A 24444-nucleotide genomic window follows, 5' to 3' on the forward strand; every position below is an offset into this window, starting at 1 on the left:
CGCATCACTTCGTCTGGGCCGGCGATTTCACGGGGAACGGTGCATCGACCGTTTCGCCGTCGGAGAATTTCAGGCGCAGGTGCACGGTGTCGCCCGGCTTGATCGCGTGCTTCGGCTCCTCGAGCATGAAGTGATAGCCGCCCGGCGCGATGTCGACCTTGCCGCGCGCGGGGATCGTCAGCTTGTCGACCATCTCCATCTTCTGCGTCGAGCCGTTCGAGACCGTCTGGTGCAGCATGGCCATCCCGTAGTCGGGGCTGTCGACGTCGACGAGATCGACCGGCTTGTCGCTCGTATTCACGAGCGTCACGTAGCCGCCCGCGGGCAGCTTGTTCGGCAGCCAGCGCACCCACGCGTTCTGCGCGCTGATCGCGCCGGCGGCATACGCATGGGCGCCGGCGCACAGCGCGGCGACGAGGGCGAACGTCTTGAGGGTCGTTTTCGTGTTCATGGCGGAATTCAGGTCGTGGAGGCGGTGTCGATGATCCGGCGCACATCGGCGGCGATGGCGTCGGGCGAATCGCGATCGGTCGCGAGCAGGCGCGCGCGGCCGGTCGCGTCGAAGATGTAGACGGCCGAGCTGTGCGTCACTTCGTAGCCGCCGGACGGATCGCGTTTTTCCATCTGATACGCGACGCGATAGCGCTTGGCCAGCGATTCGATCTGGCCGTCGGTGCCGGTCAGGCCGCGCGCATGCGCGGCGTCGAACGCGGCGACATAGGACTGCATCGCCTGCGGCGTATCGCGCGCGGGATCGACGGAGACGAACAGGATGCGCACGTCGTCCGCCTGCGGGCCGAGCTTCGCCAGTACTTCCATCAGCCGCGCGAGGGTTTCGGGGCAGACATCGGGGCAGTGCGTGTAGCCGAAGTAGACGAGCGCGACGCGGCCGCGGAATGCATCGGCGTCGACGGGATGGCCGTCGCCGCCCGTCAGCTTGAACGACAGGTCGGGCAGGTGGCCGGTGACGTTGGTCAGGTTCCAGCGCGGCTCGTCGTGCGTGCACGCGGCGAGCGCCACGACGGCGGCGAGGGCCGCGGTCGCGCGGATGAGGCGGGAGAGGCGCCGGTGCGGCGCGAGGCGGGCAGACGACATCCTGGGGCTCGATCGGACGATGGATAGCCGGGGCGCGATGCCATGCGCCGCGCGGCAGGCGGTTGCGACTGTAGCGCAATTCGCGCGCCTGCGTCCTTTCGAAACCCCTGCGGGGCGGCGAGCGGGGCAATATGTCGCAGTTGACGCGGCGGGCGGCGCGGTGTTCGCGCGGCCCCGGTTTCGCCCATCTGGGGGCGCAGGCGCGGTAAGATGCGCACAACTCCATTCGCGCAGCGGCGGCCCGGCATTTTCCGGTCGCCCTCAGACTATCGAATCGATGCAATCCGTTCCGGCTTCCCTGTCCCTCACCGATACCGCGTTCTTCTTCGACTTCGACGGCACGCTCGTCGAGCTCGCGCCGACCCCCGACAGCATTCACGTTCCGCCGTCGCTGCTGACGCTGCTCGACGAGCTGTCGCGCCGCTCGCACGGCGCGGTCGCGATCGTGTCCGGGCGCGGCATCGACAACCTCGACACTTTCCTGAAGATGCCCGATCTGCCGATCGCCGGCCTGCACGGCGCGGAGCGCCGCGATGCGAACGGCGACACGCAGCGCATCGGCTTCAACGACGAACGCCTGCTGCGCATCGAGCGCGAGCTCGCGGACGTGGTCGACCGCTATCCTGGCATGCTGCTCGAGATCAAGGGCGCGGCCGTCGCGCTGCACTTTCGCAACGCGCCCGAGCGCGAGGCGGTGGCGCGCGAAGCGGCCGAGCGCCTCGTCGCCGACTATGCGGATGCGTACGTGCTGCAACCGGGCAAGATGGTGTTCGAGATCAAGCCGAAGGGCGTCGACAAGGGGCGCGCGCTGGCCGCGTTCCTCGACGAGCCGCCCTTTGCGGGCCGCGTGCCGCTGTTCGCGGGCGACGACCTGACCGACGAGAAGGGTTTCGCGGTGGTCAACGCGCGCGGCGGCCTGTCGATCAAGGTCGGCGCGGGCGAGACGTCCGCGCGCATGCGGCTCGATTCGGTCGACGCACTGCATGAGCAGATCGCATGCTGGCTCGGCGCGGGGCAGCCGCACGCATGAGCCGGCTCATCATCGTTTCAAACCGCGTCGCGCCGATTTCGGAAGGCGAACCGGCGGCGGGCGGCCTCGCGATCGGCGTCTATGACGCGCTGAAGGAAACCGGCGGCATGTGGTTCGGCTGGAGCGGCGAAGTGGTCGCGTCCGGCGCGCCGCAGCCGCAGATCCGCATCGAGGAGCGCGGGCCCGTGACGTTCGCGACCGTCGGGCTGTCGCGTCGCGATTACGACCAGTATTACCGCGGGTTCTCGAACGCGACGCTGTGGCCCGCGTTCCATTACCGCGCGGACCTGATCCAGTACGATCGCCACGAGTTCGACGGTTATCGCCGCGTCAACGTCTGGCTCGCGCAGCAGCTCGTGCCGCTGCTGCAGGACGACGACGTGATCTGGGTGCACGACTATCACCTGATTCCGTTCGCGCGCGCGCTGCGCGACGCCGGTGTGAAGAACCGCATCGGCTTCTTCCTGCACATTCCGTTTCCGGCCGCGCAGGTGCTCGTCAACGTACCGCCGCACCGCGAACTCGTCGAGTCGCTGTGCGCGTTCGATCTGCTCGGTTTCCAGACCGAGCCCGATCTGCGCGCGTTCTGCGACTACGTCGAGTTCGAGGCGGACGGCGACGTCGAGCGCGACGGGCACACGGTGCACGTCCGGGCGTTCGGCCAGACGCTGCGCGCGGCCGCCTATCCGATCGGCGTATATCCGGACGAGATTGCGTCGCTCGCGCAGGCGGGCGAACACGGCAAGGCGGTGCGCACGCTCGCGACGTCGCTGCGCGGGCGGCAACTGATCATGAGCGTCGACCGGCTCGATTATTCGAAGGGGCTCGTCGAGCGCTTCCGTGCCTTCGAGAAGCTGCTCGAACACCAGGCGTCGATCCGCAACCGCGTGTCGTTCCTGCAGATCGCGCCGTCGACGCGCGCGGATTTGCGTGCGTACCAGGACATCCGCCTGCAGCTCGAAGCGGAGTCCGGGCGCATCAACGGGCGCTACGCGGAGCTCGACTGGGCGCCGATCCTCTACATTCACCGTCAGTACGACCGCCAGGTGCTCGCCGCGCTGTACCGCCTTGCGCGTGTGGGCTTCGTGACGCCGCTGCGCGACGGGATGAACCTCGTCGCGAAGGAGTACGTGTCCGCGCAGAATCCGGACGATCCGGGCGTGCTGGTGCTGTCGCGCTTCGCGGGTGCCGCGCGCGAGCTCACGGGCGCGCTGATCGTCAATCCGATCGATATCGACGGGATGGCCGATGCGCTGTCGCAGGCGTTGACGATGCCGCTCGCCGAGCGGCGGGCGCGTTACGCGGACATGATCGCGCAGCTTCGCGAGAACAACGTGTCGATGTGGCGCGACAATTTCCTGCGCGATCTGCAGCACGTCTGAACTATTGCTGGTGGTGCAATTGAAAAAGCCGCCGTGCGCAAGCACGGCGGCTTTTTTGTCGGCGCGGCGGTATGCCGGCGCGTCAGGCCACGCGTTCGCCGGTCGGCGTGCTGCCGTCCGCATGATGGCGGCCGTGCTGTTTCGCGAGCAGGTCGCGATACAGGCCGGGACGGCTGCGCAGCACGTCGGGCGGGCCGTCGTCGATCACCTTGCCGTTGTTCATCACGATGATGCGGTCGAAGTTGCGCAGCGTCGACAGGCGGTGCGCGATCGCGATCACCGTGCGGCCGACCATCAGGCGATCGAGCGCGCTCTGGATCGCTTCCTCGGACGCGCTGTCGAGCGCCGACGTCGCTTCGTCGAGCAGCAGGATCGGCGCATCCTTCAGGATCGCGCGCGCGATCGCGATACGCTGGCGCTGGCCGCCCGACAGCTTGACGCCGCGGTCGCCGACGATCGTGTCATAGCCTTCCGGCATCGCCTCGATGAACTCCGCGCAGCGCGCGTCGCGCGCGGCGGCGAGCACTTCGTCGCGGGTCGCATCGGGGCGGCCGTACGCGATGTTGTCGTAGATCGTCCGGTGCAGCAGCGAGATGTCCTGCGGCACCAGCGCGATCGCGTGGCGCAGGCTGTCCTGCGTGATGCCCTTCACGTCCTGGCCGTCGACCATCACGACGCCGTCCTGCGTGTCGTAGAAGCGCTGCAGCAGCGCCAGCACGGTCGACTTGCCCGCGCCCGACTTGCCGATCAGCCCGACACGCTGGCCCGGCTCGATATGAAGGTCGAAGTGGTCGAGGATCGCGCGGCGGTGCGGATACGCGAACGTCACGCGCTCGAAGTCGACGCGGCCGCCCTTGGCCGACAGCGGCTGCGCATCCGAGCGGTCCGGCATGCCGTGCGGTTCGAGCAGCGTCTTCACCGCTTCGGACAGGCGTGCGACGTGCTGCGTGACGTCGACGAGCGCGACCGCGAGATCGCGCGTGCCGTGCAGGATCGTGAAGCCGAGCGAGCTGACGAGCACGATGTCGCCCGACGTCGCGCGGCCCTGGTCCCACAGCCACAGCGCCCAGCCGAGCAGGCCGGCGGACAGCATCGCGGTGATCACCGCATGCAGCAGCCGCAGTTTCTCGAGATAGAGCAGGCTCTGCTGGCGCGCATCCATCTCGGCCTTGACCGTTGCGCCGAAGCGCTTCTGTTCGCGCAGCGTCATCCCGAACGCGCGCACGAGGCCCATGTTGCCGATCACGTCGACGAGTTCGCCGTCGACGGCCGCGGCCTTCGCCGCGAACGCGTGGTGGCGCGCCGAGCCGCGGCCGGCGAGCTTGAACAGGATGACGGACAGCACGGCCGAACAGCCGAGCAGGCCGGCCGCCATCAGCGGATTGACGACGATGATCATCAGGATCGCGCCCATCACCGCGATGCACGGCGGCAGCACGTTCCACGCCATCGTGTTCTCCGACGTGTACACCGCGTTCGACGTGGCCGTGATGCGGCTGGCGAGCGTACCCGGCTGCTTCTCCGAGTAATACGTCGGCGAATGGCCGATCAGGTACTGGAACAGGTCGCGCCGCAGGTCGCCGGTGACCGCGACGAACGTATGCGCGGCGACCCAGCCGCCGACGCGCCACAGCAGGTTGTCGGCCGCGATCAGCCCGACGAGCAGCGCGAACGCGCTCCACAGCGGGCCCGGATGATGGCGCCCGGTCGCCAGCACGTCGATCAGGTGCTTGATCGCGTATTGCGAGCCGAGCGCGCAGCCGACGGCGGCCAGCACGCTGCAGAGCACGACCAGGTGCGCGACCGGGTGGCGGCGGATGTAGCGGAACAGGAACGCGATCGGCCGATGCGCGTAGCTCGACAGCTTCGCGTTGTAGGCGTTGCGCTGGGCGGGGGTGAGAGATTCCAAAATATGCGTGCGGTGATTCGGTGATTGAGCGTGGCGGCTGGATCGCGGGCCGGCGTTCGCCCGGACTGACTAATCCGGCATTGTAAACAAGGCCTGCGTTGCGCTGCGCGAATCTTGCCTTGGCCAGAGGCTCGCGATCGATTTTGAGATAAAATCCGGCATCCCGTCCTGCCGCAGGTGCCGGAATCACGCTGCCGGCAGCGGCGGGTAACGAGGATCGCCAAAAGGGCCTTCCACTCTAGAACGGACACCCGAGTCCGCGGGTTGCAAAGTGTTGCACCTTTGTAACAAAGTAAAGTGTTTGAAATGTTGTGCGCCGTATCGGGATTAACCCTAGATAATCGGCTCCGGGTTCGATTCCAGGTTTTTTTACGAACCCCTGTCAACGGGTCTTCGTTTCAAACGTTCTATGCCTGTCGCGTCGCCGACGCTCCTTGAGCAGCGCGGGTTCGACGCCCCCGGCAGGCTGATTCGTCCGACTTTCGGACGACCTGCATCCAGCCCGGACCGCCGGCAGGTTGCCGACCCATACCTGGTTTTTTGCCGATTTTTTAGGAGTTACGCATGCGAATCGCCCAAATCGCTCCGTTGCATGAAGCGGTGCCCCCGAAACTGTACGGCGGTACCGAGCGAGTGGTGTCCTACCTCACCGAAGCACTTGTCGAGATGGGGCATGACGTCACGCTCTTCGCGAGCGGCGATTCGCAGACTTCCGCGAAACTCGAAGCGTGCTGGCCGCAGGCGCTGCGCCTCGACCCGACGATCCGCGACGTGATGGCCCCGCACATGCTGCTCCTCGAGCAGGTGCGCCGCCGCGCGGAAGAGTTCGACGTCCTGCACTGCCACATCGACTACTACCCGTTCTCGCTGTTCTCGCGCCAGCCGGTCCCGCATCTGACGACGATGCACGGCCGTCTCGACCTGCCGGAACTGCAGCCGATCTTCAACGCATTCAGCGACGTGCCGGTCGTGTCGATCTCCGACAACCAGCGCATCCCGCTGCCGCAGGCGAACTGGCTGTCGACCGTGTACCACGGCCTGCCGGAAAACCTGCTGACGCCGATCCCGAACGTGAAGCCGAGCTACCTCGCGTTCCTCGGCCGTATCTCGCCGGAGAAGCGCGTCGACACGGCGATCCGCATCGCCGAGCAGGCCGGCCTGCCGATCAAGATCGCCGCGAAGCTCGACAAGGCTGACCGCGCGTACTACGAAGAGAAGATCAAGCCGCTGTTCGCGCTGCCGCACGTCGAGTACATCGGCGAAATCAGCGAGTCGGAAAAGACCGAATTCCTCGGCAATGCGCATGCGCTGCTGTTCCCGATCGACTGGCCGGAGCCCTTCGGCCTGGTGATGATCGAGGCGATGGCCTGCGGCACGCCGGTGATCGCGTTCAAGCGCGGCTCGGTGCCGGAAGTGATCGACAACGGCGTGTCGGGCTTCGTCGTCGAAGACGAACTGTCGGCCGTCGCCGCGCTCAAGCGCCTCGATACGCTGCCGCGCGAGAAGGTGCGCGCCGCGTTCGAAGCCCGTTTCTCGTCGAAGGTGATGGCGCAGAACTACGTGAAGGGCTACGAGGAACTGCTGCGCCAGAAGCGCCGCACGGTGCTCCGCGAAGTCAACGCGAGCTGATCGCGGGCCGCCGCCATACTGCGGCGCGCGGCCGTCACGACGCCCCGTCCGGGTTTTCCGGCGGGGCGTTGTCACATCTGCGGCGCGGATCTGTTGTATTCTCGCCGCGCCCGGCGCCGCGAACGGCCTTCGAAGCGGCCCGGCACGCCATCCGGCCGTCTGTCCAGACGGTAATGTCCCTATAATGGCCGTGCCGTGAAATCCGGCCGGTACGAATATCCAGAGGAGAGCAGTCTTGGCGAGAACGAAAACCACGCGCGCAGCGCCGGCCCCCGGCGCCGGCGTGATCTTCGCGTTGCGCGCGATCGGTCTCGTGCTGCTCGCGCGCTGGCTGTTCTCGATGTCCCAGATGGGCTATCGCGCGTCGCTGTCGGCGATGGTGTCGTCGCCGTGGGCATTCATCTACCTCATCCTGATCTTCCTGCTGCTCGCGCTGCCGGGCGCCGCCGCCCGGGCCGAGCGGCCGTTCCATCCGCTGCCGCAGTGGCTGCGCCAGGCGCTGCGCGTGTTCGCGCTGATCGGTTTCCTGTTCGCCGTATGGTCGATCGGCGCGTTCACGTGGGCGGCCGGCTGGCGCCGCGCGCTGCATGCGGTGACGGCAACCAACGGCTGGCTCGTCGCCGCGCCGGCGCTGTACGCGGCGATCGTATGGATCTGCCGGCCGCGGCCGCTGTGGCGGACCAACGTGGCCGCACGCCGCTTCGCGGTCGGCCGGTATGCGATCTCGCTCGACGTGCTGACACGCACCGCGATCGTCTGGATGGAAAGCCGCAAGGTCGGCCAGTACGATGCGCGCGAACTGTCGGTGCGCTGGCCCGGTCGCGCCGCGACGCCCGCCGCGGGCGAGCAGGGCGCGCAGCCGGCGGTCGTGCCGCCGCGTCGCGGCAGCCTGTTCAATCGCCCGAAAGTGGAACTGCTGTGGGATTCGCCGGCGGCTGTCGGCCACAACCGGCAGATCGTGATGCGCACGCCGCTCGCGACCGAGGGCGACCGCGTCGCGGTGCTCGCGCTCGACGCGGCGCTCAAGCAGATCGTCTGACACGGCTCGCGCACGGGGCGCGGGCGACAAGGAGGCGGGATGATCGTCCGTTGGTTGCTGGCTGCCATTCACCTCAGTGCGTTCGGCGTCGCGTTTGCCGCGATCGCCGGGCGTAACCGCGCGTTGCGCCGGTTCATCGCATCGGCGCAGGCGGCCGATTTGCCTGGCGTGTTCAAGGCGGATGCGGTCTGGGGACTGTCCGCGCTCGTGCTGATCGCGACGGGCCTCGCGCGCGCGTTCGGCGGTTTCGAGAAAGGGACCGCGTACTACCTGCACGAACCGCTCTTTCACCTGAAGATGACCGCACTCGTGCTGATCCTGCTGCTCGAGATCGTGCCGATGCTGGGGTTGATCCGCTGGCGTATCGCCGCGCGGCGGCAGCAACTGCCCGATATCGGCCGTGCGCGCACCTACGTGCGGATCGGCCACTGGCAGGCGGTGCTGGTGATCGTCATCGTGTTCGCCGCGTCGGGGATGGCGCGGGGAATAGGGGCGCCCGGCTAGGGCGCCCGGCCAGATGTGACCGGGCGACGTCGCCGCCCGGCCGGTCCGCGCTCAGCGCACGAGGCAGGGGCGCTTGTTGTTGAACGTCCAGCCCGGGATCAGATACTGCATCGCCGCCGCGTCGTCGCGGGCGCCGAGGCCGTGCTGCTTGTACAGCTCGTGCGCGAGCGCGACCGCATCCATGTCGATGTCGATCCCGAGCCCCGGCCGCTTCGGCACTTCCACCAGCCCGTTCTCGATCTTCAGCGGCTCGCGCGTCAGCCGTTCGCCGTCCTGCCAGATCCAGTGCGTGTCGATCGCGGTGACCTGGCCCGGCGCCGCGGCCGCGACGTGCGTGAACATCGCGAGCGACACGTCGAAGTGGTTGTTCGAATGCGAACCCCACGTGAGGCCCCAGTCGCGGCACATCTGCGCGACCCGCACCGAGCCCTGCATCGTCCAGAAGTGCGGATCGGCGAGCGGGATGTCGACGGCGTGCAACTGCACCGCATGGCCCATCTGCCGCCAGTCGGTCGCGATCATGTTGGTCGCCGTCGGCAGCCCCGTCGCGCGGCGGAATTCGGCCATCACTTCGCGGCCCGAGTAACCGTTCTCCGCACCGCACGGATCTTCCGCATACGCGAGCACGTGATGCTGATCCCGGCACAGCCGCACGGCCTCGTCGAGCGACCATGCGCCGTTCGGATCGAGCGTCACGCGCGCGTCGGGGAAGCGCTCGGCGAGCGCCGTCACGGCTTCGATCTCGCTGGCGCCCGCGAATACGCCGCCCTTCAGCTTGAAGTCGTTGAAGCCGTAGCGCGCATGCGCGGCCTCGGCGAGCCGTACGACGGCTTCGGGCGTCAGCGCGGCTTCGTCGCGCACGCGCGTCCAGTCGTCGGTCGCGCCGCGGCCGTCGCGATACGGGAGCGCGGTCTTCGTGCGATCGCCGACGTAGAACAGGTAGCCGAGCATTTCGACCCGCTCGCGCTGCTGGCCTTCGCCGAGCAGTGCGGCGACCGGCACGCCGAGATGCTGGCCGAGCAGGTCGAGCAGCGCGGCCTCGAGCGCGGTGACCGCGTGGATCGTCGTGCGCAGGTCGAAGGTCTGCAGCCCGCGGCCGCTCGCGTCGCGGTCGGCGAAGGTGCGCCGCACGTCGTTGAGCACCGCATGATAATTGCCGACCGGCTGGCCGACGACGAGCGCCCGCGCGTCGTCGAGCGTGCGGCGGATGCTTTCGCCGCCCGGCACTTCGCCGACGCCCGTGCGACCCGCGCTGTCCTTCAGGATCACGAGGTTGCGGGTGAAGAACGGGCCGTGCGCGCCGCTCAGGTTGAGCAGCATGCTGTCGTGGCCGGCGACCGGAATCGCTTGCAGGTCGACGATGCGCGGCGTGTCGGGGGAGGGCGAGGCAGTGACGGCGTTCATGGGCGGCGATGGCGAAAGAGTGGGCGATGCCGTGCGGCAAAAGCTTTGCCGCGCGCGGCGGGAGGTGCGATCATTCGACAACCGACGTGCGTGGCGCGCAAGCCCCGCATGTCGACGCAACCCGAAACGGGGTGGGAGCGACAACCGGGCCAGCGGAGCGCAGAACGCGAACGCAGGTCGATCGTCGCGCACGGGACCGGGCGGTGCTGTACAGCCGACCTGGGTCGACAGGAGATCCGTGCGCCGATCATCAGTCGTCGGATGACTTGTGACGCAGTATAATGAATCATCGGCTTTCGCTCAAACCCCGCGTAAACCCTCGGCTCACATTACGATCATTCAAAAAGGAACCGGCCACATGTCCGTGCCTACGCTTCCCGCAGCGCCGCGCCGTCGCGCACGCAGCCTCGCACAAGATGTCGTCGACGCGCTGACCGCGCAGATCGAAAACGGCACGCTGCGTCCCGGCGACAAGCTGCCGACCGAAACCGAAGTCATGGCGGCGCAGGGCGTGAGCCGTACGGTCGTGCGCGAGGCGATCTCGCGGATGCAGGCGAGCGGCCTCATCGAGACGCGCCACGGCATCGGCAGCTTCGTGCTGGAGCCGTCGCGCCGCCAGACGCTCGGCATCGATCCCGCGACGATCACGACGCTGCGCGACGTGCTCGCGGTGCTGGAGTTGCGCATCAGCCTCGAAAGCGAGTGCGCGAGCCTGGCCGCGCAGCGCGCGAACGATACCGATCTCGCCGCGCTGCGGCGCGCGCTCGACGCGATCGCGACGGGCGCGGGCGGCGGCCGCGACACCGCGCAGCTCGACTTCCAGTTCCACCTGCAGATCGCGCAATCCACCGGCAACCGCTATTTCGTCGACATCATGACGCAGCTCGGCACGTCGATCATCCCGCGCACCCGCGTGAATTCCGCGCGCTTCGCCGGCGACGATCTCGAGCGCTACGTCGGCCGGCTGAACCACGAGCACGAAGACATCTACGAGGCGATCGCGCGCCACGACCCGGAAGCCGCCCGCGCCGCGATGCGCACGCACCTCACCAACAGCCGCGAGCGGCTGCGCCGCGCGCACGAGGCGGCCGAGGCCGAGGCGGGCTGACGTTGCGTGACAGGACCCGCGACACGGCGGGCCTACCTGGATTGCTTTAACATCAGTCGTCGTACGAGGTCGGCATGACCGCCACGATCTCCCGGCCAGGCGGCGCTCCCGCCGCCGGCCGTCCGCCTGCCTCGCCGATCAGCCTCCCTTCGTCACGATCGTCTTCCACGCGCCGTTCTTTACCTGGTACAGCGTCGACATCCCGCTCTTCAGCGAGCCGTCGTTCGCGAACGAGATGCGGCCGGTCACGCCTTCGAAATCGATCTTCTTCAGCGCCGGGCGATAGGCCTTCGGGTCGGTCGAGCCGGCCGCCTGCATCGCCTTGATCGCCGCCCACGCCGCGTCATAGCCGAACTGCGCATACGACAGCACGTCGACGCCGAAGCGCTTCTTGAAGCGCGCCTCGAAATCCTTCCCCTGCGGCAGCTCGTCGAGCGGCCGGCCGTATTCCCACGCCATCGCGCCTTCCGCGGCCGGGCCCGCGATCTTGATGAACTCGTTGTCCTTCACGCCGCCGCCGCCGACGAACTGCGCGTTCAGCCCGAGCTGGCGCATCTGCTTGATGAAGTTCGCCGCGAGCGAATCGAGGCCGCCGAAGAAGATCAGGTCGGGATTCTTGGCCTTCAGGCTCGTGATCTGCGCGCGGAAATCGACCGCCTGGTTGCTGGTGAACTCGCGCCCGATGAGGTTGCCGCCGGCGGCCTTCACGGCCTTCTCGAATTCGTCGGCCTCGCCCTGGCCGAACGCGGTGCGGTCGTCGATGATCGCGATGCGCTTCGCCTTCGTCACGTCGACCGCGTACTTGCCCGCGTTGCCGGCGTTCTGGCCGTCGGTCGCGATCACCATGAACATGTTCGCGAGCCCGCGCGACGTGAGCGTCGGGTTGGTCGCGGCCGGGTCGATCACCGGAATGCCGGCCTTGTCGTAGACCACCGACGCCGGGATCGTCGTCCCCGAGTTGAAGTGACCGACCACGACCGACACGTTCTGGTCGACCAGCGCCTGCGCGGCCTGCACGCCAATGCGCGGGTCGGCCTGGTCGTCCTGCACGACGAGATTGAAGCGGGCCGGCTTGCCGGCGATCTGCACCTTCTGTGCGACCGCATCGTCGAGCGCGAGCTGGACGCCGTTTTGCAGGTCCTTGCCGTAGCCGGCGTTCACGCCCGTGAGCGGCGCGGCGAAGCCGACCTTCACGTCGGTTGCGTCGGCAGCCTGGGCGGCCTGTTGCGAGAGGAGGGCAAGCGCGGATGCAATCGACACCGACAGCAGGGAATGACGGAATTTCATGTTGTTCCTCTTGTTCGACACCTGCGAGTAGGTACCGCGCGCGCCAGGGCGAGCCGGGCGCGTGCGACGGGCGGGCGGTTCGACCGCTTCTCGGGATCGGGCGGGGAGGTCGGCATCGTGATCCTCGGAAACATCTCCCGTCAGGCTCCGCGAAGAGCCCCGATTGCTTCGATATATAGGTCGCCGATATGCGCGGGTCTTGGAAATTTGCCGCGCATTCGATGCGGATTTGCGCATAGCTTCCGCGCGTGCGCGGGTGGCCGGTATCGGGAGTTTCCCGTCGCGAACGCCACGGGCGGGAAGGAGGGAGAGCGGCGCGGGGCAAGGACGCGGCGCGGCCCGCCGGGGGCCGCGCCGCGCGTGGGGCGACGTCAGTCGGACAGGGCGTCCGACGCGGCTTCGGCGTCGTCGTGCGACGCGGTCGTGCGGATCAGCGGGTCGCTGGTGCTCGGGCGGCCGGTTTCGACGTGACCGGCGAAGCGACGCAGGAAGCCGAGCAGCCGGCCGTCGCTGACGGTCAGGTCGTACCAGCCGTGGCTGCCGCGCAGATCCCAGTAATCGTCGACGTGCGCGCCCGGCGCGAGGTCGAACGTGCGCGCGTGACCGTGGCCGTACGCGTTCGTGACCTTGAGCCGCACGGCCTTGTGGCCGCGGTTCATCAGGCGCAGCGTGATGTTGCCGTTCGCGACGTCGTAGCCGTAGATCACCTCGGGGTTCACGTTCGCGCTGCCGACGCCGGTCGCGAACGGGCCGCGGAAATGGCAGTAGAAGCCGTTCGGGCCGTACACGTCGAGGTCGTACAGGCCGAGCGACGCGGCGGCGCTCCAGGTATCGGCGACGCGTTTGCCGGCTTCGACCGTGTACGCCCACGGGCCGTCGACGCGGTTGCGCGACTGGACCTGGAACGCGGCGCCCGCGCGGCCCGTGTTCGCGAAGGTCAGCCGGAACTGGCCGTTCGCGGCTTCGACGCGGCCGTGCACGAACAGTTCGTACGGCAGCGCGCGCGCCGGACGCAGCCCGGCTTCCTGTTTCGGCAGCTTCTGCAGCACCGGCGGCACCGGGATGTAGTCGGGATGGCGCACGCGGTCGGGCGGCGCGTAGCCGCTCGTGTCGGGCAGCGTCGGCCAGCCGGCGTCGGCCGTCGCGAAGTCGAATGCGGCGGTCAGGTCGCCGCACACCGCGCGGCGCCACGGCGACACGTTGGCGGCCGTGACCGGATACTGCGCGCCGAACCGCGCCTCGATGAATTGCAGCAGCGACGTGTGATCGAAGGTCTGCGAGCAGACCCAGCCGCCCTTGGTCCACGGCGACACGACGAGCATCGGCACGCGCGGCCCGAGCCCGTACGGGCCGGCCATGTGCGACGCGTCGCCGGCGAACACCTCGTTGGTCGTCGCGACCGTCGACAGCCCGTTGGCGCGCGACTGCGGCGCGAACGGCGGCGGCACGTGGTCGAAGAAGCCGTCGTTTTCGTCGTACGTGATGAAGAGCGCGGTCTTGCTCCACACGTCGGGATTCGACACGAGCGCCTTCAGCACCTGCTCGATGTACCACGCGCCGTAGTTCGCGGGCCAGTTCGGGTGCTCGGAATACGCTTCCGGCGCGCAGATCCACGACACCTGCGGCAGCGTGCCGTTCTTCACGTCCTGCTGCAGCACGTCGAACAGCGTGCCGCCGGCACTGATGTTGGTGCCGGTGCGGGCCTTGTCGTACAGCGGCGTGCCGGGCAGCGCGGTGCGGTACTGGTTGAAGTAGAGCAGCGAGTTGTCGCCGTAGTTGCCGATGTACGGGTTCTGCGTCCAGCCCCACGAGCCGTTCGCGTCGAGTCCCGTGCCGACGTCCTGGTAGATCTTCCACGACACGCCGGCCTGTTCGAGCACTTCCGGATAGGTCGTCCAGCCGTAGCCTTTTTCCTCGTTGCCGAGCACCGGGCCGCCGCCCGTGCCGTCGTTGCCGACGTAGCCCGTCCACATGTAGTAGCGGTTCGGGTCGGTCGAGCTCGGGATCGCGCAGTGGTACGCGTCGCAGATCGTGAACGCATCGGCGAGCTGGTAGTGGAACGGGATGTCGTCGCGCTTCAGGTACGCCATCGTCGTGGTGCCCTTGTTCGGCACCCACTGGTCGTAGCGGCCCTTGTTCCACGCGGCGTGCATGTCCTGCCAGCCGTGCGGCAGGTCCTGCAGGAACTGCAGGCCGAGCTTGTCCGCGCCCGGGTGGAACGGCAGCAGCTCGGCCGGGCCGACCGGCTGATGGAACACCGACTTGCCGTTCGCGAGGCGCAGCGGGCGCGGATCGCCGAAGCCTCGGACACCGCGCATCGTGCCGAAGTAGTGGTCGAACGAGCGGTTCTCCTGCATCAGGATCACGATGTGTTCGATGTCGCGGATCGTGCCGGTACGGCGGTTCGCGGGAATCGCGAGCGCATCGCGGATCACGGGCGGAAACAGGTTCAGCGCGGCGGCGCCGGCAGTGCCGGCGGCGACGCGCAGGAAGTCACGACGGTTCGATCGGGTCATGGTCGTTATCGTGCGGTAAAGGGGAAGCCGATTGGCGGGACCTGCGGGAAGGGCGCGCGCCGGGTCGCAGGATGCGGCTGCGCCGGTTCGTGCCGCCGCGAGCATAGCGAGGAATCGGTGTCATTCATGTGAAGTCCGGAAACGTTTGCACGGACAGCGAACCGGCATCGGGATAGGCATCGCCAGCGGTCGTGGTGTAACGGGGAAAGCGGGAAAGCAGGAAAGCAGGAAAGCAGGAAAGCAGGAAAGCAGGAAAGCGGGAAAGCAGTGCGGCGGAGCAGCGCAACGCCGTGCCGGCGCGTCAGGCGTCGGTCACCCACGCGCCGAACCATTCGCTCGGGCGGGCGATCTCGTCCTGCGCGGCGACGAGTTCGAGTTCGTAACGGCGTGCGTCGTAGGTGGCCTTCACGACCGCGTGCACGGCCGCGAGCGTGTGTTCGAACGCGGCGCGCACCGAATCGCCGCGCAGCCGGCATGCGACGAAGATCGCGCTGGTCAGGTCGCCGACGCCGACCGGATGGCGCGGAAACGCATACAGCGGCCGCTGGCCGATCCACGCTTCGGTTTCGGTGACGGCGAGCATGTTGAAACGGTCGGCCGGACTGTTGCGGTCGTGCAGGTGCTTGACGAGGATGATCTGCGGGCCGCGGCGGATCAGCGCGCGGCACGCGTCGACGGCTTCGGCGACGGTCTCGATGCGCCGGCCGGCGAGCTTCTGCAGTTCGGTATGGTTCGGCGACATGCCGTCCGCGAGCGCGGGCATCTCCTGCACGATGAATTCCTCGACACCGGGCTCGGGCCGGATGCCGCCCGTCTGGCCCATCGCCGGATCGCAGAAGTACCACGCGTTCGGATTCATCGCCTTCACCGAGCGCACGATCTCGACCGCCGCGCGCGCCTGCGGCGGCGAGCCGAGGAAGCCGGACAGCACCGCGTCGCAACGCTTGAGCGCGCCGATGGCCGCGACGCCGTCGACGAGCTGTTCCATCTTCGCGGCATCGATCGCGCTGCCGGCCCAGTGGCCGTACTGCATGTGATTCGACAACTGGACGGTATTGAGCGGCCAGACGTTGATGCCGAGACGCTGCATCGGGAACACGGCCGCACTGTTGCCGGCATGGCCGTAGATGACGTGCGACTGAATGCTGAGGACGTTTTTCATGGGAATTCGCCTGCACGCGTTTCAGGGTCACGTCACACGATACCCGAGTTCGTCATACGCGCGGAAGTCGCGCGGCCCCGGAGTGTTGCGCGCCGTCGTCACGCGACCGCGTAGAATCGCGGGGGCGCGAGACCGTCCGGCCACAACCCGGCTGCCCGCGCGCGTCTCCAATCACCGTGATCGCCATGCTTTCGATTTGCAAGATGTTGTCCGTCGCGCGCGCCGCCGTGCTCGGCGCGAGCGCCGCCGCCGCGTGCGCGCTGCCCGTGGCGGCCGTTGCCGCGACGCCCGCCGCCAACGACGGGCCCGCGTACGGCCCGCGCCTGGAAGGGTTCGCGTATCCGGCGCCCGTGCACGAGTACGCGTTCGTGTCGCAGCGCGAAACCCTCGAGATGGCGTACCTCGACGTGCAGCCCGCGCATCCGAACGGCCGCACCGTCGTGCTGCTGCACGGCAAGAACTTCTGCGCGGCGACCTGGGAGGATACGATCGGCGTGCTGAGCCGCGCCGGCTATCGCGTGATCGCGCCGGACCAGATCGGCTTCTGCAAGTCGTCGAAGCCCGAGCGCTACCAGTACAGCTTCCAGCAACTCGCGCGCAACACGCACGCGCTGCTCGAATCGGTCGGCGTGAAGTCGGCGACGATCATGGGCCACTCGACGGGCGGGATGCTCGCGATCCGCTACGCGCTGATGTATCCGAAAGCGACCGACCAGCTCGTGCTCGTGAACCCGATCGGCCTCGAGGACTGGAAGGCGCTCGGCGTGCCGCCGCTGTCGGTCGACTACTGGTACGCGCGCGAACAGAAGACCACGGCCGACGGTATCCGCCGCTACGAGCAGGGTACGTACTACGCAGGCAAGTGGTCGCCGTCGTACGAGCGCTGGGTGCAGATGCTCGCCGGCATGTATCGCGGCGCCGGCCGCGACGCGGTCGCGTGGAACTCCGCGCTGATCTACGACATGATCCTCACGCAGCCGGTGGTCTACGAATTCGGTGCGATCCGCGTGCCGACGCTGCTGATGATCGGCGACAAGGACACGACCGCGATCGGCAAGGACGTCGCGCCGCCCGACGTGCACGCGAAGCTCGGCCGCTATCCGGAGCTCGCGAAGCGCACGCAGGCCGCGATTCCGGGCGCGCAACTCGTCGAATTCCCGGCGCTCGGACACGCGCCGCAGATCCAGGATCCGGACGCGTTCCACAAGGCGCTGCTCGACGGGCTGGAGGCCGTGCGCCCGCAGTGATGCGGGACAGGCGGCCGGCGGCGCGCGAGCGTGCCGTCAGCGCGCTTCGTTCGCGAGCTCGTCGCGGATCTGCGCGGCCAGTTCGAACGAGCGCAGCCGCGCGGCGTGATCGTAGATCTGCGCGGTGATGATCAGCTCGTCGGCGCCCGTCAGCGCGATGCGCTCGCGCAGCTTGTCGCGCACCGTGTCGCGCGAGCCGACCGCCGCGAACGACAGCGAATGCGCGACGGTCGCGAGTTCGAGTTCGTTCGCCTCGAGCACGTCGACGGGCGGCGGCAGCTTGCCCGGCGTGCCGCGCCGCAGGTTGATGAACTGCTGCTGCAGCGACGTGAACAGGCGCCGCGCCTCGTCGTCGGTCTCGGCCGCGAACACGTTGACGCCGACCATCGCATGCGGCTTCGGCCACGCGGCCGACGGCCGGTACTGCGCGCGGTAGATCTCGAGCGCCCGCATCAGATAATCCGGCGCGAAGTGCGACGCGAACGCGAACGGCAGCCCGAGCATCGCCGCGAGCTGCGCGCTGAACAGGCTCGAACCGAGCAGCCACACCGGGACGTCGAGCCCCGCGCCGGGTACCGCCCGCACGCGCTGGCCGGGTACCGGCTCCGCGAAATAGCGTTGCAGCTCCGCGACGTCGTCCGGAAACGAGTCCGCACTGCCGATCAGGTCGCGGCGCAGCGCGCGCGACGTGGTCTGGTCGGTGCCGGGCGCGCGGCCCAGGCCGAGATCGATGCGCCCCGGATACAGCGACGCGAGCGTGCCGAACTGTTCGGCGATCACGAGCGGCGCGTGGTTCGGCAGCATGATGCCGCCCGAGCCGACCCGGATTGTCCGCGTCGCGCCCGCGACGTGGCCGATCACGACGGCGGTGGCCGCACTCGCGATCCCCGGCATGTTGTGATGCTCGGCCAGCCAGTAGCGACGGTAGCCCCAGCGTTCCGCGTGCTGCGCGAGATCGACGGTGTTGCGGAACGCCTGCGAGGCGTCGGCGCCGGCCGGAATGGGGGCGAGATCGAGTACGGAAAACGGTGTCATCGGAAGACCTTCGAAACGGGGTGGCGTGGTGATGCGCTGACGCAACAGACGCCAACGATTTTGCCAAAGGGTTCCGGAACGTGCTGGCCGCGCGCGGATACCCATGCGCCTTACAGGGGTGCAGGGTTGCTTGCGACGATCGTTGCAAAAATCAATCTAATTGCTGATTAATTACCAATCTTTACGGCGATTGGAATTGAAACCGCATCGACATACAAATTTGCACGAAACGTTTGATTTTAAAGACTGCAATACGCCTGCAAAGTGCTTACGCTAATGTGAACGTGGCCGAGCCGATCCGGCTCGTCGACCGCTCAGCTTTGCCGGAATCGCACCAGTCCGTTTCTCGTAGCGCCGCACGCGGGGGGCTGCGGACTGCTAAAATCCGGCGCCTGTCCATGTTGTGCCAATGGAGCCATTCGAGTCTTCCCGCATGCCGTCCGGGTGCTGCGCGGGGATACGCCACGCGAAGCCGGGCATGGCCGCACCCGAACAACGGGTCGTGCCTTCCCCATTACAGACGCTGCTGGAACAAGGAGTCGGGTCGTGCCCGCGTTCGTCGCTGTCGGAATACCGCATCACGCTCAATCACGCTCAAGCGTTCGCCATGGCGCCGAAGTCGCCGGGAGGCGTTGCGCATGACGCCTGCCGCCACGCTGCTCGACTGGCTCCTGATCGTCTTCACGCTGGCCGCGGCCGGCTATGCGCTCGTCGCGGCCTTCGCGCCGCGGCCGCGCACGCCGCGCACGGCGGTGCGCGACGGCTTCGAGCCGGTCAGCGTGCTCAAGCCGCTGTGCGGCGCGGAGCCGCACCTGTACGAAAACCTCGCGACTTTCTGCGAGCAGCGCCATCCTCGCTATGAGGTGCTGTTCGGCGTCGCATCGTCGGCCGATCCGGCTATCGCGGTCGTCGAGCGGCTGCGTGCCGACCATCCGGCGTGCGACATCTCGCTCGTGATCGACGCGCGCGTGCATGGCAAGAACCTGAAGGTCAGCAACCTGATCAATCTCGCCGAACGTGCGAAATACGGCCGCATCGTGATCGCGGACAGCGACATCGCGGTGAAGCCCGACTATCTGGAGCGCGTGACGGCGCCGCTCGCGGACGCGTCGGTCGGGGTCGTCACGTGCCTGTATCATGCGCGCAGCGTCGGCGGCTTCTGGACGCGGATCGGCGCGCAGTTCGTCGACGCCTGGTTCGCGCCGTCGGTGCGGATCACGCACCTCGGCCGCTCGAGCCGCTTCGGCTTCGGCGCGACGCTCGCGCTCACGCGCGACACGCTCGACCGGATCGGCGGTCTCTTCGCGCTGAAGGACGAACTGGCCGACGATTTCTGGCTGGCCGAGCTGCCGCGCCGCCTCGGGCGGCGCACCGTGCTGTCCGAGGTCGAGGTCGCGACCGACGTGATCGAACCGTCGTTCGGGCCGCTGTGGCACCGCGAGACGCGCTGGCTGCGCACGATCCGTTCGCTGAACCCGGCCGGCTTCGCGTTCCTGTTCATTACGTTCACCGTGCCGTGGCTCGCGATCGGCGCGGCGCTCGCATGGCGCCTCGACGGCAGTGTCGCCGGCACGCTGGCGGGCGGGGCGGCCGCGGTTGGCGCATTCGGCCGGCTCGTGCTGCACGCACGCGGCGAGGACGGCTGGCGTGCGTTCTGGCGCGACCTGCCGCTCGTCGCGGTGCGCGACACGCTGCTCGCGCTCGAGTGGCTCGCGGCCGCGTTCGGCACGCACGTCGTGTGGCGCGGCGCCAGGATGACGGTCGTCGGCGGCGAACGCGCGGCGGCGGCCGTGGAAGCAGTGGACGGCCGCTAGGGCCGTCGATCGAACCCGGCCCGCGGGCCGAGACGCGTCGCACGGCGAAGCCACGCGGCGCGACATGACAGAGAGGCGGGCGCCGGCATGGCGGCCCGCGGTTTTTTGACTGAATCGTTGTAACGAAACGAACTATGCAGGCTACCGGAGCATTCATGAAAACGCTGTTCTTGCAGGCCCCTTCGTATGACGGCTTCGACGGCGGAGCCGGCTCGCGCTATCAGGCGAAGCGCGAAATCCGTTCCTTCTGGTACCCGACCTGGCTCGCGCAGCCGGCCGCGCTCGTGCCGGGCAGCCGCGTCGTCGATGCGCCGGCCGACGGCCTGTCGGTCGAGGAGACGCTGAAGATCGCCAACGACTACGACCTCGTGATCATCCACACGAGCACGCCGTCGTTCCCGACCGACGCGATGTTCGCGCAGGATCTCAAGAAGATGAAGCCGTCGATGCTGGTCGGCATGGTCGGCGCGAAGGTGATGGTCGATCCGCACAACTCGCTCACGGCGAGCGAGGCCATCGACTTCGTGTGCCGCGAGGAGTTCGACTTCACCTGCAAGGAACTCGCCGAAGGCAAGCCGTTCGCGGAGATCAAGGGCTTGAGCTGGCGCGCGAAGGACGGCTCGATCGAGCACAACGAAGCGCGTCCGATCCTCGAGAACATGGACGAACTGCCGTTCGTCGCGCCCGTCTACAAGCGCGACCTGAAGATCGACAACTACTTCATCGGCTACCTGAACTATCCGTACGTCTCGATCTACACGGGCCGCGGCTGCAAGTCGCGCTGCACGTTCTGCCTGTGGCCGCAGACGGTCAGCGGCCATCGCTACCGCACGCGCTCGGTCGAGAACGTGCTCGCGGAAGCGAAGTGGATCCGCGACAACATGCCGGAAGTGAAGGAGCTGATGTTCGACGACGACACCTTCACCGACGACCTGCCGCGCGCCGAAGCCATTGCCATCGGCCTGGGCAAGCTCGGTATCACGTGGTCGTGCAACGCGAAGGCCAACGTGCCGTACAAGACGCTGAAGGTGATGAAGGAAAACGGCCTGCGCCTGCTGCTGGTCGGCTTCGAATCGGGCGACGACCAGATTCTCGTGAACATCAAGAAGGGCGTGCGCACCGATTTCGCGCGCCGCTTCAGCGCGGACTGCAAGAAGCTCGGCATCAAGATCCACGGCACCTTCATCCTCGGCCTGCCGGGCGAGACGCAGGAGACCATCAAGAAGACGATCGAGTACGCGAAGGAAATCAATCCGCACACGATCCAGGTGTCGCTCGCCGCGCCGTATCCGGGCACGACGCTCTACAAGCAGGCCGTCGAAAACGGCTGGATGGAAGAGAACAAGACCATCAACCTGGTGAGCAAGGAAGGCGTGCAGCTCGCGGCGATCGGCTATGCGCACCTGTCGCGCGACGAGATCTATCACCACCTCGAGCAGTTCTATCGCCAGTTCTACTTCCGTCCGTCGAAGATCTGGGAAATCGTGCGCGAGATGCTGACGAGCTGGGACATGATGAAGCGCCGCCTGCGCGAAGGCGTCGAGTTCTTCCGTTTCCTGCGCGCGCACGAGGCCTGATCGGTGGCGACGCAGCGGGCGGCGCGGGCGCTGATCTTCACCGCGGACGACTTCGGGCTGCACCCGCGCGTCAACGCGGCGGTCGAGCGTGCGCACCGCGACGGCGTGCTGAACGCCGCCAGCCTGATGGTCGGCGCGAGCGCCGCGCAGGATGCGATCGAACGCGCGCGGCGGCTGCCGTCGCTCGCGGTCGGCCTGCATCTGGTGCTCGCGGACGGGCCGGCCACGCTGCCCGCGCATGAGATTCCCGCGCTCGTCGGCCCCGACGGGCGATTCGGCGACGCGATGGCGAAGGACGGCTGTCGCTTCTTCTTCCTGCCGCACGTGCGCGCGCAACTGCGCCGCGAGATCCGTGCGCAGTTCGATGCGTTCGCGGCGAGCGGCCTGCCGCTCGACCACGTGAACGCGCACAAGCATTTCCACCTGCATCCGACCGTGCTGTCGATGATCATCGAGATCGGCCGCGACTACGGGCTGCGCGCGGTGCGGCTGCCGTACGAAACGAGCGCGCCCGCGCTGCTCAAGCCGTGGATCGCGCTGGTGCGCGCGCGGCTCGACCGCGCGGGGCTCGCGCACAACGACTACGTGGTCGGGATCGAGCATACGGGCGCGATGGACGAGGCCGTGCTGCTCGACGCGCTCGCGAAGCTGCCGGCGGGCGTCGGCGAGATCTACTGTCATCCGGCCGAGGCCGGCGACGGCCCGATCACGCCGACGATGGCCGATTACCGTCCGGTCGACGAGCTCGAGGCGCTGCTGTCGCCGCGCGTCGCGGCCGCGCTGAAGGCGGCGGGCGTCGCGACCGGCGGGTTTGCCGACGTGTTCGGCGGGCCGGCGGCGCGACGCGGCGCGCAGGCGTCGCACGCACCGGGAGCGCAGCCGTCATGAGCAAGTGGATCAAGTGGCTCGGCTGGCCGATCGGCATCGGCATCCTGCTCGCGCTGGGGCTGCACGAAGGCGTCGGCGACGTGTCGCAGATGCTCGCGCGCGCCGGCTACGCACTGTTGTGGCTCGTGCCGTTCCACGCGCTGCCGCTGCTGCTCGATGCATACGCATGGCACCTGCTGCTCGACCGGCGCAGTTCGCTGCCGTTCCTGTGGTGGATCGCGACCGTGCGCGAGGCCGTGAACCGGCTGCTGCCCGTGGTCGGGATCGGCGGCGAGATCGTCGGCATCCGGCTCGCGCGCTGGCAGGTGCCCGACGCGAGCCGCGTGACCGCGTCGGTGATCGTCGAGGTGCTGGTGACGATCGTGGTGCAGTATGCGTTCGCGGCGCTCGGCCTCGTGCTGCTGCTCGCGACGACCGACAACATGGGCGGCGGGACGATCGGCCTCGCGCTGCTGCTGACGCTGCCGTTGCCGGTGCTGGGCGTCGTGCTGATGCGGCGCGGCGGCATCTTCCACGCGATCGAGCGTTTCGCGGGCCGCCTGCTCGGCGATTCGCACCGGCTGTTGCAGGGCGTCGACGGCCGCCGGCTCGACGCCGACATCGATTCGCTGATGTCGCGCACGGGCCTGCTGTTCAGCGCCTTCTTCTGGCAACTGGCCGGCTACGTGCTCGGCGCGCTCGAGATTTACTGGGCGCTCGCGCTGCTCGGCCATCCGGTGTCGATCGGCGGCGCGATCGCGATCGAGGCGATGACGCAGGCGGTGCGGCACGCGGCGTTCATGGTGCCGGGCGGACTGGGCGTGCAGGAGGCGACCGTCGTGCTGCTCGCGCAGATGTTCGGCGTCGATCGCGAGACGGCGCTGTCGCTCGCGGTCGTCAAGCGCGGCCGCGAAGTGCTGTTCGGCTGCCTCGCGCTCGGCTCGTGGCAGCTTGCCGAGCTGGTGCGCACGCGCCGCCGGCTGGGCGGATCGCCGGCCGGGCCGCGCACGGCGCCGCCGGCGAACCGGGCGACCGAAACCCGGACCGAAACCGAAACGACGCATTGAATCCGGGACGGGCCACACGGCCCGTCTCGCGCTTTTGGCGTCGCGCGGGTATCCTTGCCGCGTGTTTTCTCGACGCGCAACCCTTCCGATGATTTTCCGTTTCCGGCTGCTTTCCGTGACGATGCTGGCCGCCGCGCTGGCGCTAACCGGTTGTGACGACCAAGGCCATCTCGACGTGCAACGTATCAGGGACTTCTTCAACGCGATCAAGCCCGCGCCGCTGCTGCTGAAGGGGCTGAAGGTCGGCGAATCGACCGAGGCCGACGTGCGCGGCACGATGGGCAAGCCCGAGACCGAGCGTACGTTCACCGACGGCTCGAAGCGTCTCGAATATCCGCGCGGCCCGATGGGCAACCAGACCTGGTTCGTCGATCTCGATGCGAACGGGCGCTACACGGGCGCGACGCAGGTGCTGACCGCCGAGAATTTCGCGAAAGTGCGCCCGGGGATGGACGAGGACGAGGTGCGGCGGCTGCTCGGCAAGCCCGGCGACATCGCGCAGTATCCGCTGAAGCCCGAGACGGTCTGGAGCTGGCGCTGGCTCGAGGACGGCGTCAACACCGACGCGTTCTTCAACGTCCATTTCGGCCCGGACGGGCTCGTTTATACGACGTCGCGCTCCGACATCCTGAAAGGGCGCTGACGTTCACGCGCGGCGCTTCTTCAGCCGGTCGCGCAGCGCGTCGTTCATGCGCGTCTGCCAGCCGAGGCTGTGGCGGGCCAGGACGTGCATGTTCGGCCCGATGGCCCGTCCGGCGCTATATCGAAAAAG

The 24444-nt window shown here is 68.1% G+C and carries 20 protein-coding genes; 12 read left to right on the top strand and 8 right to left on the bottom strand.

Going from position 1 to position 24444, the window contains the following annotated elements; translation table 11 throughout:
* Positions 1 to 4: 4 nt before the first annotated feature.
* On the bottom strand, positions 5 to 451 hold the full coding sequence (locus DFS13_RS34220) for a copper chaperone PCu(A)C (RefSeq protein WP_006488671.1): 447 nt from the start codon (positions 449 to 451) through the stop codon (positions 5 to 7).
* A gap of 8 nt (positions 452 to 459) precedes the next feature.
* Positions 460 to 1095, bottom strand: a complete 636-nt coding sequence (locus DFS13_RS34225; RefSeq protein ID WP_006497709.1) for an SCO family protein — start codon at positions 1093 to 1095, stop codon at positions 460 to 462.
* Positions 1096 to 1372: 277 nt separating this feature from the next.
* On the opposite strand from DFS13_RS34225, the gene otsB reads away from it, so the two are divergent.
* Together otsB and otsA are read left to right on the top strand one after the other, a co-directional pair.
* On the top strand, positions 1373 to 2125 hold the full coding sequence (gene otsB, locus DFS13_RS34230) for a trehalose-phosphatase (protein WP_111442703.1): 753 nt from the start codon (positions 1373 to 1375) through the stop codon (positions 2123 to 2125).
* Positions 2122 to 3507, top strand: coding sequence for an alpha,alpha-trehalose-phosphate synthase (UDP-forming) (otsA, locus tag DFS13_RS34235; protein WP_058901272.1), 1386 nt, complete (start codon positions 2122 to 2124; stop codon positions 3505 to 3507). Before otsB ends, otsA begins: the two co-directional genes overlap by 4 nt.
* Before the next feature lie 82 nt (positions 3508 to 3589).
* On the opposite strand, the gene DFS13_RS34240 is transcribed toward otsA, so the two are convergent.
* Positions 3590 to 5416 carry an ABC transporter ATP-binding protein gene (locus DFS13_RS34240; protein ID WP_006488673.1) on the bottom strand — a complete coding sequence of 609 codons (1827 nt, stop codon included), beginning with the start codon at positions 5414 to 5416 and terminating at the stop codon, positions 3590 to 3592.
* Positions 5417 to 5980: 564 nt separating this feature from the next.
* On the opposite strand from DFS13_RS34240, the gene DFS13_RS34245 reads away from it, so the two are divergent.
* The 3 genes from DFS13_RS34245 to DFS13_RS34255 all read left to right on the top strand — a co-directional run bounded on the left by DFS13_RS34245 (position 5981) and on the right by DFS13_RS34255 (position 8588).
* Positions 5981 to 7045, top strand: coding sequence for a glycosyltransferase family 4 protein (locus tag DFS13_RS34245; protein ID WP_006476459.1), 1065 nt, complete (start codon positions 5981 to 5983; stop codon positions 7043 to 7045).
* A 235-nt stretch (positions 7046 to 7280) separates the two neighbouring features.
* Positions 7281 to 8084, top strand: a complete 804-nt coding sequence (locus DFS13_RS34250) for a hypothetical protein (RefSeq protein WP_006491691.1) — start codon at positions 7281 to 7283, stop codon at positions 8082 to 8084.
* A 39-nt stretch (positions 8085 to 8123) separates the two neighbouring features.
* A complete protein-coding gene (locus DFS13_RS34255; RefSeq protein WP_006497708.1) occupies positions 8124 to 8588 on the top strand; it encodes a DUF2214 family protein in 465 nt (154 codons plus the stop codon).
* A 51-nt stretch (positions 8589 to 8639) separates the two neighbouring features.
* Here DFS13_RS34255 and gudD read toward each other — a convergent pair whose 3' ends face one another.
* Positions 8640 to 9992 (bottom strand): glucarate dehydratase, encoded by a 1353-nt coding sequence (gene gudD / locus DFS13_RS34260; RefSeq protein ID WP_006484312.1) that lies wholly within the window; start codon positions 9990 to 9992, stop codon positions 8640 to 8642.
* Positions 9993 to 10350: 358 nt separating this feature from the next.
* Here gudD and DFS13_RS34270 point away from each other — a divergent pair, with 358 nt between their 5' ends.
* Entirely contained in the window at positions 10351 to 11100 is a 750-nt protein-coding gene (locus DFS13_RS34270) for a FadR/GntR family transcriptional regulator (protein WP_006484310.1), read from the top strand.
* A 138-nt stretch (positions 11101 to 11238) separates the two neighbouring features.
* Here DFS13_RS34270 and DFS13_RS34275 read toward each other — a convergent pair whose 3' ends face one another.
* From DFS13_RS34275 to pdxY, 3 genes are all read right to left on the bottom strand, one after another.
* Positions 11239 to 12387, bottom strand: a complete 1149-nt coding sequence (locus tag DFS13_RS34275) for a branched-chain amino acid ABC transporter substrate-binding protein (RefSeq protein WP_006497706.1) — start codon at positions 12385 to 12387, stop codon at positions 11239 to 11241.
* 371 nt (positions 12388 to 12758) lie between these two features.
* Positions 12759 to 14903 (bottom strand): phosphocholine-specific phospholipase C, encoded by a 2145-nt coding sequence (locus DFS13_RS34280; RefSeq protein ID WP_006484309.1) that lies wholly within the window; start codon positions 14901 to 14903, stop codon positions 12759 to 12761.
* Positions 14904 to 15204: 301 nt separating this feature from the next.
* Entirely contained in the window at positions 15205 to 16065 is an 861-nt protein-coding gene (gene pdxY / locus DFS13_RS34285) for a pyridoxal kinase PdxY (RefSeq protein WP_006484315.1), read from the bottom strand.
* Positions 16066 to 16250: 185 nt separating this feature from the next.
* On the opposite strand from pdxY, the gene DFS13_RS34290 reads away from it, so the two are divergent.
* Positions 16251 to 17312, top strand: a complete 1062-nt coding sequence (locus DFS13_RS34290; protein ID WP_034200815.1) for an alpha/beta fold hydrolase — start codon at positions 16251 to 16253, stop codon at positions 17310 to 17312.
* A gap of 36 nt (positions 17313 to 17348) precedes the next feature.
* Here the strand turns inward: DFS13_RS34290 and DFS13_RS34295 are convergent, their stop codons facing one another.
* Positions 17349 to 18347, bottom strand: a complete 999-nt coding sequence (locus DFS13_RS34295) for an LLM class flavin-dependent oxidoreductase (protein ID WP_006492947.1) — start codon at positions 18345 to 18347, stop codon at positions 17349 to 17351.
* A 638-nt stretch (positions 18348 to 18985) separates the two neighbouring features.
* On the opposite strand from DFS13_RS34295, the gene hpnI reads away from it, so the two are divergent.
* The 5 genes from hpnI (at position 18986) to DFS13_RS34320 (ending at position 24315) form a co-directional block, all read left to right on the top strand.
* Positions 18986 to 20161, top strand: coding sequence for a bacteriohopanetetrol glucosamine biosynthesis glycosyltransferase HpnI (gene hpnI, locus DFS13_RS34300; RefSeq protein WP_034200814.1), 1176 nt, complete (start codon positions 18986 to 18988; stop codon positions 20159 to 20161).
* Positions 20162 to 20295: 134 nt separating this feature from the next.
* On the top strand, positions 20296 to 21738 hold the full coding sequence (hpnJ, locus tag DFS13_RS34305) for a hopanoid biosynthesis associated radical SAM protein HpnJ (protein ID WP_369718636.1): 1443 nt from the start codon (positions 20296 to 20298) through the stop codon (positions 21736 to 21738).
* Positions 21739 to 21741: 3 nt separating this feature from the next.
* Positions 21742 to 22626, top strand: a complete 885-nt coding sequence (gene hpnK / locus DFS13_RS34310; protein WP_111442704.1) for a hopanoid biosynthesis-associated protein HpnK — start codon at positions 21742 to 21744, stop codon at positions 22624 to 22626.
* A complete protein-coding gene (locus DFS13_RS34315) occupies positions 22623 to 23672 on the top strand; it encodes a lysylphosphatidylglycerol synthase domain-containing protein (protein WP_060265221.1) in 1050 nt (349 codons plus the stop codon). The genes hpnK and DFS13_RS34315 overlap by 4 nt, the downstream gene beginning before the upstream one ends.
* Positions 23673 to 23760: 88 nt before the next feature.
* Complete coding sequence (locus DFS13_RS34320; RefSeq protein ID WP_006488732.1) at positions 23761 to 24315, top strand: hypothetical protein; 555 nt, start codon at positions 23761 to 23763, stop codon at positions 24313 to 24315.
* Positions 24316 to 24444 lie beyond the last annotated feature (129 nt).

The organism is Burkholderia sp. 28_3 (assembly GCF_003253915.1).
GTDB classification, from domain to species: domain Bacteria; phylum Pseudomonadota; class Gammaproteobacteria; order Burkholderiales; family Burkholderiaceae; genus Burkholderia; species Burkholderia cenocepacia.

What these genes read in the sequence shown, in the direction of transcription:
- DFS13_RS34225 (WP_006497709.1), bottom strand. Translation starts at nt 1,095, where the DNA reads ATGTCGTCTGCCCGCCTCGCGCCGCACCGGCGCCTCTCCCGCCTCATC.
- gudD (WP_006484312.1), bottom strand. Translation starts at nt 9,992, where the DNA reads ATGAACGCCGTCACTGCCTCGCCCTCCCCCGACACGCCGCGCATCGTC.
- DFS13_RS34220 (WP_006488671.1), bottom strand. Translation starts at nt 451, where the DNA reads ATGAACACGAAAACGACCCTCAAGACGTTCGCCCTCGTCGCCGCGCTG.
- DFS13_RS34315 (WP_060265221.1), top strand. Translation starts at nt 22,623, where the DNA reads ATGAGCAAGTGGATCAAGTGGCTCGGCTGGCCGATCGGCATCGGCATC.
- DFS13_RS34295 (WP_006492947.1), bottom strand. Translation starts at nt 18,347, where the DNA reads ATGACACCGTTTTCCGTACTCGATCTCGCCCCCATTCCGGCCGGCGCC.
- DFS13_RS34255 (WP_006497708.1), top strand. Translation starts at nt 8,124, where the DNA reads ATGATCGTCCGTTGGTTGCTGGCTGCCATTCACCTCAGTGCGTTCGGC.
- DFS13_RS34290 (WP_034200815.1), top strand. Translation starts at nt 16,251, where the DNA reads ATGCTTTCGATTTGCAAGATGTTGTCCGTCGCGCGCGCCGCCGTGCTC.
- DFS13_RS34245 (WP_006476459.1), top strand. Translation starts at nt 5,981, where the DNA reads ATGCGAATCGCCCAAATCGCTCCGTTGCATGAAGCGGTGCCCCCGAAA.
- pdxY (WP_006484315.1), bottom strand. Translation starts at nt 16,065, where the DNA reads ATGAAAAACGTCCTCAGCATTCAGTCGCACGTCATCTACGGCCATGCC.
- hpnI (WP_034200814.1), top strand. Translation starts at nt 18,986, where the DNA reads ATGACGCCTGCCGCCACGCTGCTCGACTGGCTCCTGATCGTCTTCACG.
- DFS13_RS34280 (WP_006484309.1), bottom strand. Translation starts at nt 14,903, where the DNA reads ATGACCCGATCGAACCGTCGTGACTTCCTGCGCGTCGCCGCCGGCACT.
- DFS13_RS34270 (WP_006484310.1), top strand. Translation starts at nt 10,351, where the DNA reads ATGTCCGTGCCTACGCTTCCCGCAGCGCCGCGCCGTCGCGCACGCAGC.
- DFS13_RS34320 (WP_006488732.1), top strand. Translation starts at nt 23,761, where the DNA reads ATGATTTTCCGTTTCCGGCTGCTTTCCGTGACGATGCTGGCCGCCGCG.
- otsB (WP_111442703.1), top strand. Translation starts at nt 1,373, where the DNA reads ATGCAATCCGTTCCGGCTTCCCTGTCCCTCACCGATACCGCGTTCTTC.
- otsA (WP_058901272.1), top strand. Translation starts at nt 2,122, where the DNA reads ATGAGCCGGCTCATCATCGTTTCAAACCGCGTCGCGCCGATTTCGGAA.
- hpnJ (WP_369718636.1), top strand. Translation starts at nt 20,296, where the DNA reads ATGCAGGCTACCGGAGCATTCATGAAAACGCTGTTCTTGCAGGCCCCT.
- DFS13_RS34275 (WP_006497706.1), bottom strand. Translation starts at nt 12,387, where the DNA reads ATGAAATTCCGTCATTCCCTGCTGTCGGTGTCGATTGCATCCGCGCTT.